Here is a 15,069-nt window from a genome sequence, read left to right on the forward strand (position 1 = left end):
AAAATAAAGATTATATAATTCAAAATAAATAAACAAAACAAATAAAAATGGTATACACTTAGGAGGAATTACAATGACTATTCAAACGACAGGCATCCACCACATTACCGCATTCGCTGGAGACCCACAGGCTAACGTTGACTTCTATGCCGGGGTTCTCGGACTGAGACTGGTGAAAAGAACCGTTAACTTTGACGCACCAGACGTGTACCATCTGTATTTCGGGGATGAACACGGCAGTCCAGGCACCATCATCACGTTCTTCCCGTCAGCTGGTGCACGTCGCGGCCAGATTGGCGGCGGCCAAGTCGGCGTAACGACGTATGCCATTCCGGTCGGTGCGCTCGATTTCTGGCAAGAGCGTTTGGAGGGTTTCGGTCTTAACGTGACGAGAACAACCCGCTTCTCCGAAACATTCCTACAATTCGAGGACACCGAGGGGCTGCGTTTGGAACTCGTTGAACGTGAGGAAGGAGCAAACAGCACTTGGACGCAAGGAAGCATCCCGGCTGATAAAGCGATCAAAGGATTCGGCGGCGCCGTGTTGTTCAGCGTCAATCCGTTGAGAACGATGGATGCGCTGGTACGCATTCTGGGCTTCGTCAAAGTGGATGAGAACGCAGAGTATGCCCGCTTCCGCTCCATCGGTGACCTGGGCAACGTGATCGATGTGCCTGTAGAGCGTATTCCGCTTGGAACGGGCGGGGCAGGTACGGTGCACCACATTGCATGGCGTGCCAAAGATTTCGAGGAGCATGATCAATGGAGGGATGCCGTGTATCAATACGGATACCAGCCTACACCGATCCGGGATCGTCAATACTTCAATGCCATCTACTTCCGTGAAGCGGGCGGAATCTTGTTCGAAATCGCGACGGATCCTCCGGGCTTTGCAAGAGACGAACCCGCCGAGACCATGGGAGAAAAATTGATGCTGCCGGATTGGTTCGAACCGCACCGCGATCAGATCGAGGCGAATCTGCAGCCGATTGAAGTACGGGTATTGGAACCTGCGGGCACGACTTTGGAGCAAGGCTAATTAACATTTATTTTGCTTAAGAGAAAGGGAAGAGGATGATGGAAAAAAAGGTAACCTGGCTGGAGCTGTTCTATGATCTGCTCTTTGTCGCAGCCGTGTCCAAGGCAGGCCATGTCCTGCTCCACGCCGAGCATGGCATTATCCCCTATGATTATCTGCTGAAATTTGTGTTGATTTTCATTCCTGTCTGGTGGGCCTGGGTCGGCCAGACGATGTTTATCAACCGCTATGGACAGGATATTCTCGCACATCGCGTGTTCCTTATCCTGCAGCTCCTGTCCGTGTTGGTCATGACGGCGAGCCTATCGGTTGATTTTGACCAGTATTATCTTCCCTTTTTCATCGGCTACATCGGTTCAAGAGCCTTCACGGCGATCCAGTATTTCTTGCTCCATGGGTCCAAAAGCGACCATCACCTCAATGCGGCGCGTTTCTTGGGCCTAAGCTTCCTGATCGGCATTGCGATCTCGTCGTTCTCCCTGTTCTTCGATTCTTGGGTTCGATACCTCATCCTGTACGCCGGCATTGCGGTCGATATCATTCTTCCGCTGATCGGCCGCAGACGCTTGGTGAAAGTGCCGATCCATACGCACCATTTGATGGAACGCTTTGCCTTGTTCACCATCATCTTGCTTGGGGAATCCGTCGTTAGCATGATTGCAGTGCTGCAGCTGGACCGCTGGAACCTGGAGTCGATCCTGTTCATTGCCTTTACGGCAGTATTCGTGATCGCGATGTGGTGGCAGTACTTCGATAATGTGGAGAAAAACGTGAGCAAAGAAATTCGCACCTCCGGGCAGGCGATGATTTACGGCCACCTGTTCATCTATATCTCGATGAGCATGATCGCAGCCTCGATCCAGCTGCTGTACTTGAACAAACTGAACTACGGCTTCATGCTTGCCTTTGCATTCGGTTCGTTGCTGCTGTACTTCGCTTCCACCGCGCTGGTGTTCCACCAGTACAAACACGCACATCTGCGCATGCGCCCACTGCAATTGGCGATACTGCTTGCAATCGTGGGAGTCAGCATCGTCGTGGATCTTGTCTACCATGTGCCTAATTATGTCGTGATGGGGGAGAATATGATTTTCTTCCTGGCTTATGCGAAGCTGACGACTTGATTTGAAGTAATCTAGAGTTTTGAGAAAAGCTGCGAACATTGTTCGCGGCTTTTCTTTAATTTTTTCGCAGCATCGTTGGGATTTTCCATTGTAAACGGGTGATTGAATAGCGCCAAAAAACTCCCGCCGGAACGGGAGCCTCTTTTTCAGCAAGAACATATGGAAACCAACGGATAAGAATCGATATCTACGTATGGGAAGCGGAAGATGGAGTTGCAACCGCTCTGACAATCAGACGGTGAGTCGGGTTAATGAGCGGATCACAAGTGATCAATGTAAGCACTTGGCCCAGTTTGGGATCTTCCAACACCGATAAATCGGTAGGCTCAACGACGGTGATTCGGTCAACCTTGTAGTTGATCGTTGTTCCGCCAGCCAGGGTGACCTGAATATCGTCGCCGATCTCAAGCTCTCCGAGCCGATTGAACAGACGGCCTTTTTTGTGCGCGCGATGGGCTGCGATGGCAGCGTTCCCTTCAGACCCAATCGGGGAGGTCTCTACCAGATGAGTCGCCGCGACCTTCATGTTTTGCACGGTGGCATCCTCCAGGATCGGCAGGCGGACGTCGATTTTGTCGATGGAAATCAGACCGATTGCGTCTTGGGTCGAGTCCAATAGCTGATTCGCTTCCGACCCCGAGAGATTTGCTTCCTCTGCCCCTTCAGTAAAGGAGGAGTTCAGTTTGGACAGCCCGCTTTGCAGGTTTTGCGGAGAAGCGGCAGTCTTTTTAGGGGCTGCGAGCTCCTGTTCCAGCCGACTCATGACCCTTGCCTGCTGCCAGTCGTTCCATTTTTCCTGCAAATATGGAAAGCTAATCACCAATGCTCCAACCAATATGAACAGCATGGAGAGTTTTTTCATGGAATTGCAATGCTCCTTTGATTCAAGAATGACGATTCATTCTTTAGTGTAAGGAATGAACATCTACAAAAACTCAACAATGCAATTTATGCCTGCTTTAGAGAGCGCTTCTGGGGTTCGATGCCGGCCTGCTCGACAGACCATTCCTCAAAAGTAGCGGGCAGCGTAATGCCAAGTTCTTCCCAGTACAAGTCTTTCATTTCCTGATAATGAGCCGTCGCTGCATCATGCTCGCCCAGATCCACATAGAGTCCGATGAGTCCCAGATGCGTTTTTTCACTATAAGGGTGAACGCCGAGGATTCGTTTATACTCATTGATCGCCTCGTGAACCTTGCCTGCCTGGATGTAGAACTGGACGAGATTCATGGAGTGATGGAGCCAGAGCAGCCGCAGCCGCTGACGTTCTCCTTCTGCCCAGTGGTAATCATGGTCTGCCAGATAGTCGTTGACATACAGCTGGTTCAGCTGGTAGTGCTCTTCGTAGTTTTCTTCCGTGATTTCGCCCAAATTGCGGATTCCCTGTTCGAATCGATCCACGTCAATGATTACTTGCAGCGTATGAAGCGTATACCCTTCGCCGCCGCTTGCATTTACAATTTCCACAGGCATGCCCGCTTGTTCAAGACATTTGCGGATATGGTATATGGTAGTGTACAGATAAGTCGATGCTTTTTTGAAATCCTGGTCGGGCCAAAACTCCTGAATGAGCAGGTCCTTGCTGACAAACTGGTTGCGATTATGCAGCAAGTAGGCGAACAGCTCCTGAGCTTTGGTTGTGCGCCAGCGAAATTGGGCCTGACCCGCTTCGCGGTTCGGTCCGTTTGGGACGTAGGCTGGACGCAGCGTCTTGAAACAGCAGATCATCTGGCCTGCAGGCTCATTGGGCAGCGATTTCGTCAGCGTCATACGTTCCATCACACGTTTCATCGATTTGGCCAGGCGCTCGGCTTGAACCGGTTTGAGCACGTAATCGAGGGCATTCATTTCAAAAGCATCAATCGCATAACGGTCATAGCCGGTTACGAAAACAATATCGGATTGCGGGCTCGCCGCTTGCATCATCTCCGCTGCTTGCATCCCGTTCACCTCCGGCATGACGATATCCAGGAAAATCACGTCAGGTTTGTGTATTTTCGCCTGTTCGATGGCTTGTAGCGGATTGGTGCAGCTGTCCACGATTTCGACATCGGGCAAAATGTTTAAAAGTTGTTTGGTCAGAACTAAAATAGCAAGTTTCTCGTCGTCCACCAACAATGCTCTGATCATGAGATATACAACCTTCTTCCCCAACATTATAAAAATAAGTATATATACGTTCCAGTGAAGCCGTAAAATTCCCGTAATGAGAGGAAAAGCCCATTTTAACAAGGACCATTTCCCTTGAACGCGCATCGAATGATGCCTTTTTTATGTATGGGCCGCGGCCCCCATAAATAATGACTCGCTTTCGTGCTAGGTGTGATGCTGCACCAAACAAAGAAATCATGCAAATCAAAACAGACTACTAAACCTAACCATCATATCAAACATTGAAACATCTCCATAGTAAATCGGTTTTTTTCTCAAGTTTCTTAATATAATCTCGTGTTTTGAATAGCCATGCAAGTCCTAATTGTCAGCCGGAGAACGTCCGATTTATGAACAATATTAATGAAGTTTCTAAGAAAAACGTTTTCGTATTTATTTTCCGCCATGGAATCTGGTAATATGAGACTAGATACAGGTGAATTACTCGGCTTCAGTCAACGAGATCGAGATTCATGGGTATGGAGATGATAATCAGGAGGGGAAACGGGTGAGCACAAATCAGATTGGTGTTCCTTTGGAAGGGTTTGCAGAATTTAGCCGGACGGTTGCTGCCGAAGGGGCCGTTTTGCTTAGAAATAACGGAGATTCACTTCCTATTCGAAAATCCGAAAACGTTTCAGTTTTTGGCCGAATTCAAGTGAATTATTATCGCAGCGGAACAGGTTCCGGCGGTAGTGTGCATGTCGCCTATACGACCAACTTGTTGGATGGGCTGCGCAGCAAAAAACAGATCAGCGTCAATGAGGAACTCGCGGCCGTTTACGAAAAATGGATTGAGCAGAATCCGTTCGATGATGGTGGCAAAGTCTGGGCGGCAGAGCCGTGGAACCAGAAGGAAATGCCGCTGACGGATGAATTGGTGGCTCAGGCAAGAGCGAAGTCGGATAAAGCAATCATCGTCATCGGCCGTACGGCGGGAGAAGACCAGGATAACGCTGACGCGCCGGGAAGCTATCAATTGACGGAAGACGAGAAATCGATGCTGAAGCTGGTTACCAACCACTTTGAACAAACGATCGTAGTCCTGAACGTATCCAATATCATCGACATGAGCTGGCTGGATGACAAGAGTTACGTCAACCCGATTCAAAGCGTGATTTACTCGTGGCACGGTGGCATGGAAGGCGGAAACGCGATTGCGGACGTTCTGGTCGGCGAAGTGACGCCAAGCGGTAAACTGACGGATACGATTGCTTATTCGATCCATGACTACCCTTCGACCAGCAATTACGGAAATGAATTCAAGAACTTGTACCAGGAAGATATTTATGTAGGGTACCGATATTTCGAAACGTTTCGACCGGAAAAGGTCCAGTTTGAATTCGGGTACGGCCTCTCTTACACCACATTTGCAGTAGAGACCGAAGAAGCCCAAGTCGTAGCCAAGAACGACAAAACTTGCATTGAGATCAAAGCTGCGGTAACCAACACGGGCTCTGTCCATGCTGGCAAAGAAGTTGTACAGGTGTACTACGAAGCTCCTCAGGGCAAATTGGGACAGCCTGTCAAAGCGTTGGTTGCCTTTGGCAAAACAAGCTTGCTGCAGCCGGGAGAATCGCAGACGCTGACGATCAGCTTCCCGGTAGATTCCATGGCTTCTTACGATGACGCCGGGGTGACCGGACATGCCTCCGCTTATGTAATGGAAGAAGGAACATACCGTTTGCATGTCGGAACCAGCGTCAAACAAACGGAACATGTGAAGGTCGATGGGCAGGAAGGCTACGTCGTGGAGTCCGTACGGGTTGTCGAGCAGCTTGAAGAAGCGATGGCACCCGTCGAGTCGTTCACACGCATGAAACCGGGAGCGCGCAAGGAAGACGGGTCATATGAGCTGACCTATGTGGAGGCTCCGAAACGCAAGGTAGACATGGCTCAGCGGATCGAACAGCGTCTGCCGGCGACATTGGAGCAGACCGGGGACCAAGGGTACAAGCTTCAGGATGTGAAGGATGGCAAAGTGAGCCTGGAAACCTTCGTCGCCCAATTGAGCGATCAGGATCTTGCAACCTTGATCCGCGGTGAAGGCATGAGTAGTCCGCTCGTTACGTCGGGAACGGCCTCGGCATTCGGCGGCGTGAGCGATAGCTTGTTCAAGCTTGGGATCCCGGTGGCTTGTACAGCCGACGGCCCGTCCGGCATCCGCATGGACAGCGGCGAGAAGGCCACGCAGGTGTCCATCGGAACACTGCTGGCAGCCACATGGAATACACAGCTGGTGGAAGAATTGTACGTGATGGAAGGTCAGGAGCTGCTCCGAAACCAGATCGACACGCTGCTCGGCCCTGGCCTCAACATTCGCCGCAGCCCGCTGAACGGCCGCAACTTCGAATATTTCTCGGAAGATCCGCTCATTTCGGGACAATTCGCGGCGGCTTGTACGCGTGGCATTATGAAGGGCGGATCGAACGCCACGCTGAAACACTTTGCCTGCAACAACCAGGAGAAACACCGCAGCAAAGTGGATGCCGTCGTATCCGAGCGTGCGCTCCGCGAGATTTACTTGAAAGGCTTCGAAATTGCCGTCAAGGAAGGCGGAGCCAACTCCGTGATGACGTCTTACAATCCGGTTAACGGACACTGGGCAGCTTCGAACTACGATCTGAACACAACCATTTTGCGTGGAGAATGGGGCTTTGAGGGTATTGTCATGACCGACTGGTGGGCGATCATGAATGATGTCGTTCAAGGCGGAGCAGCCGACCGTAAATACACCAACTGGATGATCCGCGCCCAGAACGATCTGTACATGGTTGTGCCGAACTATGGCGCGGAGATCAACGGATGGGACGACAACACGCTGGAGTCGTTGGAGAACGGCACGTTGACGCGTGGTGAGCTTCAGCGCTCGGCCAAAAACATTTTGACGTTTATTCTGAACGCCCCGGTCATCTCCAGAAAACTGGAATTGAACGAGACGGTTGCCGCGTTCAAAGCTGATTCAGCCCTGTCTGCGGAAGGTGCGCAGGCATTGGCGAACGATCCTCAAGTGAAGCCGGCAGTAGGCGAGCCTGTGCGCATGCACGTGAACCAGGCCGGCGAATACCGGATCATCGTGCAAATCATGTCACCGGAACCGGAGCTGGCCCAAAGCGCCTGCAACGTGCTGCTGGGCGGCCAATTGATGACGACCATCCAGACGAACGGAACGGAAGGCAAATGGATCCGGCAGCGCCTGGTGAAAGTGCAGCTGGAGGAAGGCGTGTACGAATTGACGCTGGACTTCACCAAGCCAGGTTTGCAGATCGATTGGATTGAATTTAAACTGGTTTAAAGCAGCTTGTCGCCTGTGACGCGAAACATGATCATATAAATGCTGCTATGGAGGAATCCGTGAGAGGGCTGAACGCTGAACAAACTGTTCCGGGAGGTCGCGAAACGTGAGAAGGTACAATTTCTGGAGTCCGATCCTGTTGATTGCGGTGGCGCTGATTACGAGAAGCCTGGTGACCAACTTGGCCCTGCTCTTTGGCCTGTCGCATGAGGCAGCCAGCAATCTCGCCATGATTGCCATGATCATCGCTGCACTTATTATGTATACCCGCATGACGAAGGCACGGCGCAAAAAATAATAAAACAGTTCACACAAAGGCCCCTGCATTTTAGCAAAGGCCTGCCATTCAGACACCCTTGAGGTGTCTTTTTTTCGTTATTTCTAGGAGGGGGCATCCCCGTCGACGCCTCCTGCGGCGAATGCAGGGAGAGACTTTCATTCCTTTCTTCCGTACAATTTCCTCAGGCCCGAGGCCGCGGGCGAAACTGGTTGGGCGATAATCCCGTGCCCCGCCTGAACTGCCTGGAGAAATGACTGACGGAATGATAGCCGAGCTCATCGGCGATGTCCTCGACCGTTTTGCTTGTGCTTACCAGCATTTGCTTGGCTCGGTTGAGTTTGGTTTCAGTGAGGTACTGGCGTGGTGATATGCCGTATATTTCTTTGAACACTTTGGTGAATTGGCTGCGGCTCAGATTCAGTTCGTCCGCTGCCTGGCTTATGGAGCCGTCGCCCGAGATGAGGTGCTGCAGCTTCTCTTCAATGAGATGGGCCGTGTCGGCTTTATGAATGGTCGAATGCAGCGGTTCGGCGGCCATCGACTCCTCTTCTACCTTCACGGCCAGTCGGAGAATTTCCTGAATAATGAGCAGAATGTAGGCCTGGAGCGCGATTTTCTGGACAGGGTTCAGCGTCAGGCGTCGTTCCGTCTCCGCGGCGGGCATCTCGCCTGCAGACGCCAAACTGGGCTGCATCTCCCGTTCGATGTGTGCGACGTATTCCGTCAACCCAGCCATTTCCGCCATGGAGGCGGGAAGAAGATGGTATTCGCGTTGGCTCAGCGTCTTGCGTATGGAGTAATCGTCCATATCGAAGTGTATGTCGAAGAAACGAAAGCAATCCTCGCTTTCGGCCATATTCTCCATTTCGTGCCGGGTACCCGAACGAATGAACAGCCAATCTCCGGGCCGAAGCCGGATCTCGAGATGCTGCAGCTTCAGCCTAGCTGTTCCGGCCTGGCAATACATGATTTCATACAAATGATGGTGATGTCTGGGATATCGCCAACCGGGCGGTTTGGCGCCGAAATGGCAGCCCGTAATGTGCAGCGTGTTGGTCATATTCGGAAAAATCACGTCAGTGTACATTTCGTCGCCCCCAACGGTCATGTTGCCAAGATTATATCACTCGGATGTAGGCTGTAAAAGATGAACTTGACGCTTGGCGCATGTCGCAGAAAAGGTAGTCCGCTGAGGATGAAATGGCACAAAAGGTCAAAAAGCCGGACGTTTTGTGAATGGTGGTTGGCAATCTCGGCTTTTATGATAGATACAAGGGGTTAGCCCACCATTGCGGTACGGAAAAGGAGGAGGGCATGCATGGTACATTCGGGAACACCTGCGAGCGATTGGATCAAAGCGGCGGCACGGATCGTTCCATCCGAACGGCAGCTGGCTTGGCAGGAGATGGAATTCTACGCGTTCATACATTTTACGGTAAACACGTTCACGGATCGCGAATGGGGAACGGGAGACGAGGATCCGGCGTTATTTGCTCCCACGGAACTGGATGCGCGCCAGTGGGTGCGAGCGTGCAAGTCGGCCGGCATGACCGGGCTGATCCTGACCTGCAAGCACCATGACGGATTCTGCTTATGGCCAAGCAAGCACACGGATCATACCGTGTCCGCGAGCCCGTGGCGCGAAGGGAGAGGCGACCTCGTTCGCGAGGTCGCGGAGGCGTGCCGCGAAGGCGGGCTGCGTTTCGGCATATACCTTTCCCCATGGGATCGGCATGAGCCTTCATACGGTGATTCGGCGCGTTACAACGCGTTTTTCCTGAACCAGCTGCGTGAACTGTTGACCGGTTACGGCGAGCTGTTCTGCGTATGGTTTGACGGTGCTTGCGGGGAAGGACCAAACGGCAAACGGCAGGAATACGACTGGCCAGCGTACTACGCGCTTATTCGCGAGCTTCAACCGGGGGCGGTCATTTCGGTTTGCGGTCCGGACGTGCGCTGGTGCGGCAATGAAGCCGGATATGTGCGTTCTTCGGAATGGAGCGTCGTCCCTGCACATATGCAGGATAATGAGAAGATTCAGGCGGAATCGCAGCAGGTGGATGACGGACAATTCGCCAGCCGCATCGGCACGCAGGATGACGATCTTGGCAGCCGGGAGGTGATCCGGCGTCATTCGCGGTTAATCTGGTATCCGGCCGAAGTGAACACGTCGATCCGTCCCGGCTGGTTCTATCATGCCAGCGAGGATGACCAGGTCAAGTCGCTGGAGGAATTGCTTGCCGTCTATTATGGGGCGGTTGGCGGCAATGCCACCTTTTTGCTGAACCTGCCGCCTGACAAGCGGGGGTTGATCCATGAACGCGATCTGGAGCGGTTGAACGAGCTGGGCAATCATCTGAGGGAGACGTTCAGGGACAATCTGGCGTTACAAGCACGTGCCGAAGCATCGGAAGCCCGGGGTGAGAAGCATACACCCGCCATGGTGCTGGACGGCGACAAGCAGACATACTGGTCCCCTCGCGAGGGCACGGAGCAGGCATGGTTGCAGCTGGAACTGCCGGGAAGGGCGATCTTTGACCGAATCGTGCTGATGGAACATATCCGATCCGGCCAGCGGATCGAACGATTCAGACTGGACGCGCGTACTTGCGATGGATCATGGCAGGAGATCTACTGCGGAACCGTGGTGGGTTACAAACGAATTTGCTGTTTTGATCCAGTTGAGGCTGACGCTGTTCGTCTGACTATAGAGCAATCCCGGTGGTGCCCGACATTATCCGGGTTTGGCATATATAGAAGCACCGCGAAGGAGGCGAGGGCATGACGGTCCTGCAGATTGAAAACGGGCAATTCCTCTGGGAGGATCGCCCCTTCCGGATCATTTCCGGCGCGATCCATTATTTCCGGGTGGTCCCCGAATATTGGGAGGATCGCCTGCTGAAGCTGAAGGCTTGCGGTTTCAACACGGTCGAAACGTATGTGCCGTGGAACCTGCATGAGCCGGAACCTGGCAAGTTTCGTTTCGATGGGCTGGCCGATGTCGAGCGCTTTGTCCGGTTGGCCGGCAGCATGGGGCTGCACGTCATCGTTCGGCCCAGCCCGTATATTTGTGCGGAATGGGAATTCGGCGGTTTGCCCGCCTGGCTGCTCGCGGAAGAGGGCATGCCGCTGCGATGCGCGGACAGCCGGTTCCTAGAGAGAGTGGACCGGTATTATGATATGCTGCTGCCCAAGTTGAAGCCGCTGCTCAGCACGCAAGGCGGACCAATCATTGCGCTGCAGATCGAGAACGAATACGGCAGCTACGGGAACGATGCCCGCTATTTGTCCCATTTGCGGGACAGCATGCTGAGGCATGGGATGGACGTGCCGCTGTTCACCTCGGACGGACCGACGGATGCCATGCTGCAGGCAGGTTCGGTACCGGGCCAACTGGCAACGGTTAATTTCGGTTCGGGCAGCGAAGGCGCATTCTCCAAGCTGCGTGTATATCAGCCGGACCAACCGCTGATGTGTATGGAATTTTGGAACGGCTGGTTCGATCATTGGGGTGAGCGGCACCATGTCAGGGATGCGGCGGATGTGGCGCAGGTTCTGGATGCCATGCTGTCTGCCGGAGCTTCGGTGAATGTCTACATGTTCCATGGCGGCACGAATTTTGGGTTTTATAATGGAGCCAACTGCCAGGAGAAAGAACGGTACGAACCGACCGTCACCAGCTACGATTACGATTCGCCGCTGAGCGAATCGGGGGAACCGACCGCCAAATTCTATGCGGTAAGAGAGGTCATCGGGCGGCATATCGAGCTCGGAGAGCTGGAGCTTCCCGAACCGGTCGGCACGATGGCGTACGGGAAGGTGGAACTGCCGGAACAGGCGCCGCTGTTTACGCAGCTGGATGCGCTTTCGTCAGCGGTGCGGCGCAATTGCCCGGAGCCGATGGAGAAGCTGGGCCAGGATGTTGGCTTTATTTTGTACCGTACACGGATCACTGGCCCAAGGGAGGAGCAGGAGCTGTTGGTGCAGGAGGTGCGGGACAGGGCGCTCATTTTTGTGAACGGGACATACCGGGGAGTATTGGAACGGGGCAATGCCGAATTGTCGGTTTCCTTTGCCGTGCCGGAGGAAGGTGCCGACATCGCCATTCTGGTGGAAAACATGGGACGCATCAATTACGGGCCGTATCTGAAGGACCCTAAAGGCATCACGGAAGGCGTGCGGCATGGGTTTCAATTTTTGTACGATTGGACGATCCATTGCCTGCCGTTGTCCGAACTGTCCGGATTGCAATTCGAACGGGTTGAGAGCGCCGAGGGACCGTGTTTTTATCGGGGGCAGTTTGACGTGAATGAAGCCAAGGATACGTTTTTGCGGCTGGATGGTTGGACGAAGGGGGCTGCGTTTATCAACGGATTTAATCTGGGGCGTTACTGGAACAAAGGGCCGCAGCAGACGTTGTACGTGCCAGCTCCCTTGCTTCGTCCGGGTGGGAACGAACTGATCGTGTTTGAGCTTCACGCTCCGGCGGAGAGGGCCGTCACCTTTGTGGATCGGGCGGTGCTGGACGTGGAAAATGGAAAATAGAATACCGCGCGATTATCGGCAATTGTGCGATGGAATGAAACACGGTATACGTTGGATATAAGCAAATAAGTGAGTGGTTCAACTACACGAAACGGGAGAGAGGATGGGAAGAATGAAAGTTGGCCTTAGCACCTATAGTTTGCAGCAAGCGTTAAATCGCGGGGACATGACGGTTCTGGATGCCATTCGTTTCATCGCCGAGCAAGGGGGCGAGCATGTGGAGATCGTTCCGATGGGTTACAGCCTCGTGGGTCAGCCGGAATTGATTGGCCAGATTCGAGATACGGCCGCCGAAGTCGGGGTCGACATTTCCAACTATGCCATCGGGGCGAATTTCGTTGCTTTGGAGAGCGAAGAGGCATTGGAGCAGGAAATTCGGAATGTGATGAATCATGTGGACATTGCCGCCGCGCTCGGCGTGACGCGAATGCGCCATGACGTGGCTTTCCGCCCTGCGCATGAAGGAACGGTGGCGCAATTCGAGACCGATCTTCCGATCATTGTGCAGGCGTGCCGGCGTATTGCGGATTATGCGGCAGAGCGCGGCATTACGACGAGCCTGGAGAACCACGGCTATTACGTGCAATCGAGCGAACGCGTTCGCCGGGTGCTGCATGAAACGGCGCGGGACAACTTTAAGACAACGCTCGACGTTGGCAACTTCCTGTGCGTGGATGAAGATCCGATCAGTGCGGTGAAAAACAACATCCCGTATGCTTCGATGGTTCACGCGAAGGATTTTTACTTGAGGCCGGAATCCCGGAATCCGGGGGAAGGCTGGTTTCAAACCGCCCATGGCAATTATTTGCGCGGTGCGATCGTAGGTCATGGCGACATCGATATGTACGGTGTGTTCCGCGTATTGAAACAGTCCGGGTATGACGGATATATCTCGGTCGAGTTTGAAGGCATGGAGGATTGCCGCACCGCCTCGCGCATTGCCATGGATAACGTGCGCAGGCTGTGGGAGGAAGCTTAGGGGCCTGATGGAGGTTAGACGGCCGGAAGAGCTTTAGTGTAACTCGGTAGGGAAAGCAGCCACAGATGCATGGGCAAAGCTTAGTGTCTGGGCAAATGCCCAGATAATGACCGGAAGGAATAGTTCAAGAATGATGCTCTGTGTAAGGCGCTCCGAGGAAAAGTAGTTGAAGAGGCCGGCACCTGAAGAGTTCTAACGAACATTAAACACCTTATACTGTCTGATTAGCTTCCTTTTAAATTCTAACGAACCTCAGCAGCGCTATTTGGATGTAAACACAAGTAATATGCCCGAATCTGGTGGAATAACGTGCCTGAGGTTCGTTACGAGCACCGACAACCTGGATTTCCGATAAATAAGGTGTCTGAGGTTCGTCAGCGGGTAGCCGTGCGTTGCCATTATGCACTTCATCCCAAATGAAAAATCGAAAGCGATACCAACACCAACACCAATACCACAATCATGGAGGGGAAAACCCATGTCCAAACTGAAAGTTGCCGTCATCGGCGCAGGTTCAATCTCCGACTGCCATTTGCAGGCATATGCCGACAATCCTGACGTTGAAATCTATGCCATATGCGATCTTAACGAAGAGCGTGCCCGAGAGATGGCGAAAAAATACGACGCTTCCCGCGTGTTTACCGATTATCGCGACCTGCTCGCTATGCCGGAAATCGATTCCGTGAGCATCTGTACCTGGAACAACTCGCATGCCGAGATCAGCATCGCCGCGCTGGATGCGGGCAAAAACGTGCTGTGCGAAAAGCCGCTCTGCCAGAGCGTGGAAGAGGCACTCGCGGTCGAGCAGGCCGTCAAACGCAGCGGCAAGCTGCTGCAGGTCGGCTTTGTCCGCCGCTATAGCGACAACGCCCAGATTTTGAAGCAGTTCATCGAAGCGGGCGAGCTTGGCGACATTTATTATGCCAAGGCTTCCTGCCTGCGGCGGCTGGGCAATCCGGGCGGATGGTTTTCCGACCGGGAACGCTCGGGCGGGGGTCCGCTGATCGATATCGGGGTACATATCATCGACATCTGTTGGTACCTGATGGGCAAGCCGAAGGTGAAGTCCGTTTCTGCCAACGTTTCGAACATTTTGGGCAATCGGGCGCATATTCGCAACCTGTCGTTCTACAAGGCGGCTGATTACGATGCCTCCAAAAATAACGTGGAGGACATGGCCAATGCGATGATTCGCTTTGAGAACGGGGCAAGCCTGCTGATTGACGTCAGCTTCACCCTGCATGCCAAATCGGACGAAATGTCGATCAAGCTCTACGGCGACAAGGGCGGAGCCGAGCTGGAGCCGGAGATTATGGTCATTGGCGAGAAGTTCAACACCATTTTGAACATGACGCCCCAGGTCGATTCCAAGTCCTTTGATTTCATGGGTTCCTTCCGCAACGAAATCAATCATTTCATCGATAGCACGCGAGGCCGCAAGGAAACGCTCAGTCCGGTCGAGGACGGCGTCGAGATCATGAAGATTTTGTGCGGCATTTATGAGTCGGCGCGCCAGGGGCGCGAGATCGAATTGTAAAAGAAGGCCGAGTCACGCGCATATAGCCATGCTATCGAGTAAGGTAACACGGTAAAACAAGATTACGCGAGCTTGATTGAACCATCGTTGACCGACATACCGCCGCTCCATCATCGAGC

General features: G+C 53.1%; 11 protein-coding genes. 8 read left to right on the forward strand and 3 right to left on the reverse strand.

Going from position 1 to position 15,069, the window contains the following annotated elements:
• Positions 1-73 precede the first annotated feature (73 nt).
• Positions 74-1,039: a ring-cleaving dioxygenase gene (locus tag SNR34_RS01140; protein WP_236420341.1), complete on the forward strand. Its 966-nt coding sequence runs from the start codon at positions 74-76 to the stop codon at positions 1,037-1,039.
• Positions 1,040-1,074: 35 nt separating this feature from the next.
• Complete coding sequence (locus SNR34_RS01145) at positions 1,075-2,163, forward strand: low temperature requirement protein A (protein WP_339275574.1); 1,089 nt, start codon at positions 1,075-1,077, stop codon at positions 2,161-2,163.
• A 187-nt stretch (positions 2,164-2,350) separates the two neighbouring features.
• On the opposite strand, the gene SNR34_RS01150 is transcribed toward SNR34_RS01145, so the two are convergent.
• Both SNR34_RS01150 and SNR34_RS01155 read right to left on the reverse strand, forming a co-directional pair.
• The gene (locus tag SNR34_RS01150) at positions 2,351-3,025 is read right to left on the reverse strand and encodes a class D sortase (RefSeq protein ID WP_236420339.1); all 675 of its coding nucleotides are present in this window, start codon (positions 3,023-3,025) and stop codon (positions 2,351-2,353) included.
• Positions 3,026-3,111: 86 nt separating this feature from the next.
• Positions 3,112-4,293: a response regulator gene (locus tag SNR34_RS01155; protein ID WP_236420338.1), complete on the reverse strand. Its 1,182-nt coding sequence runs from the start codon at positions 4,291-4,293 to the stop codon at positions 3,112-3,114.
• Between the two features lie 529 nt (positions 4,294-4,822).
• Here SNR34_RS01155 and SNR34_RS01160 point away from each other — a divergent pair.
• Positions 4,823-7,609 (forward strand): glycoside hydrolase family 3 C-terminal domain-containing protein, encoded by a 2,787-nt coding sequence (locus SNR34_RS01160; protein ID WP_486180969.1) that lies wholly within the window; start codon positions 4,823-4,825, stop codon positions 7,607-7,609.
• 106 nt (positions 7,610-7,715) lie between these two features.
• A complete protein-coding gene (locus tag SNR34_RS01165) occupies positions 7,716-7,907 on the forward strand; it encodes a hypothetical protein (RefSeq protein WP_236420336.1) in 192 nt (63 codons plus the stop codon).
• Between the two features lie 163 nt (positions 7,908-8,070).
• Here the strand turns inward: SNR34_RS01165 and SNR34_RS01170 are convergent, their stop codons facing one another.
• The gene (locus tag SNR34_RS01170; RefSeq protein WP_236420335.1) at positions 8,071-8,976 is read right to left on the reverse strand and encodes an AraC family transcriptional regulator; all 906 of its coding nucleotides are present in this window, start codon (positions 8,974-8,976) and stop codon (positions 8,071-8,073) included.
• 231 nt (positions 8,977-9,207) lie between these two features.
• On the opposite strand from SNR34_RS01170, the gene SNR34_RS01175 reads away from it, so the two are divergent.
• The 4 genes from SNR34_RS01175 to SNR34_RS01190 all read left to right on the forward strand — a co-directional run bounded on the left by SNR34_RS01175 (position 9,208) and on the right by SNR34_RS01190 (position 14,950).
• On the forward strand, positions 9,208-10,674 hold the full coding sequence (locus SNR34_RS01175; protein ID WP_486180970.1) for an alpha-L-fucosidase: 1,467 nt from the start codon (positions 9,208-9,210) through the stop codon (positions 10,672-10,674).
• The gene (locus SNR34_RS01180) at positions 10,671-12,434 is read left to right on the forward strand and encodes a beta-galactosidase (protein ID WP_486180971.1); all 1,764 of its coding nucleotides are present in this window, start codon (positions 10,671-10,673) and stop codon (positions 12,432-12,434) included. The genes SNR34_RS01175 and SNR34_RS01180 overlap by 4 nt, the downstream gene beginning before the upstream one ends.
• Positions 12,435-12,546: 112 nt before the next feature.
• Complete coding sequence (locus tag SNR34_RS01185; protein WP_486182378.1) at positions 12,547-13,413, forward strand: sugar phosphate isomerase/epimerase family protein; 867 nt, start codon at positions 12,547-12,549, stop codon at positions 13,411-13,413.
• 478 nt (positions 13,414-13,891) lie between these two features.
• A complete protein-coding gene (locus SNR34_RS01190; protein WP_486180972.1) occupies positions 13,892-14,950 on the forward strand; it encodes a Gfo/Idh/MocA family protein in 1,059 nt (352 codons plus the stop codon).
• The last annotated feature ends 119 nt before the right edge of the window (positions 14,951-15,069 follow it).

It is taken from the genome of Paenibacillus sp. XP01 (assembly GCF_057364885.1).

What these genes read in the sequence shown, in the direction of transcription:
- SNR34_RS01140 (WP_236420341.1), top strand. Translation starts at nt 74, where the DNA reads ATGACTATTCAAACGACAGGCATCCACCACATTACCGCATTCGCTGGA.
- SNR34_RS01175 (WP_486180970.1), top strand. Translation starts at nt 9,208, where the DNA reads ATGGTACATTCGGGAACACCTGCGAGCGATTGGATCAAAGCGGCGGCA.
- SNR34_RS01190 (WP_486180972.1), top strand. Translation starts at nt 13,892, where the DNA reads ATGTCCAAACTGAAAGTTGCCGTCATCGGCGCAGGTTCAATCTCCGAC.
- SNR34_RS01180 (WP_486180971.1), top strand. Translation starts at nt 10,671, where the DNA reads ATGACGGTCCTGCAGATTGAAAACGGGCAATTCCTCTGGGAGGATCGC.
- SNR34_RS01145 (WP_339275574.1), top strand. Translation starts at nt 1,075, where the DNA reads ATGATGGAAAAAAAGGTAACCTGGCTGGAGCTGTTCTATGATCTGCTC.
- SNR34_RS01170 (WP_236420335.1), bottom strand. Translation starts at nt 8,976, where the DNA reads ATGTACACTGACGTGATTTTTCCGAATATGACCAACACGCTGCACATT.
- SNR34_RS01150 (WP_236420339.1), bottom strand. Translation starts at nt 3,025, where the DNA reads ATGAAAAAACTCTCCATGCTGTTCATATTGGTTGGAGCATTGGTGATT.
- SNR34_RS01185 (WP_486182378.1), top strand. Translation starts at nt 12,547, where the DNA reads ATGAAAGTTGGCCTTAGCACCTATAGTTTGCAGCAAGCGTTAAATCGC.
- SNR34_RS01155 (WP_236420338.1), bottom strand. Translation starts at nt 4,293, where the DNA reads ATGATCAGAGCATTGTTGGTGGACGACGAGAAACTTGCTATTTTAGTT.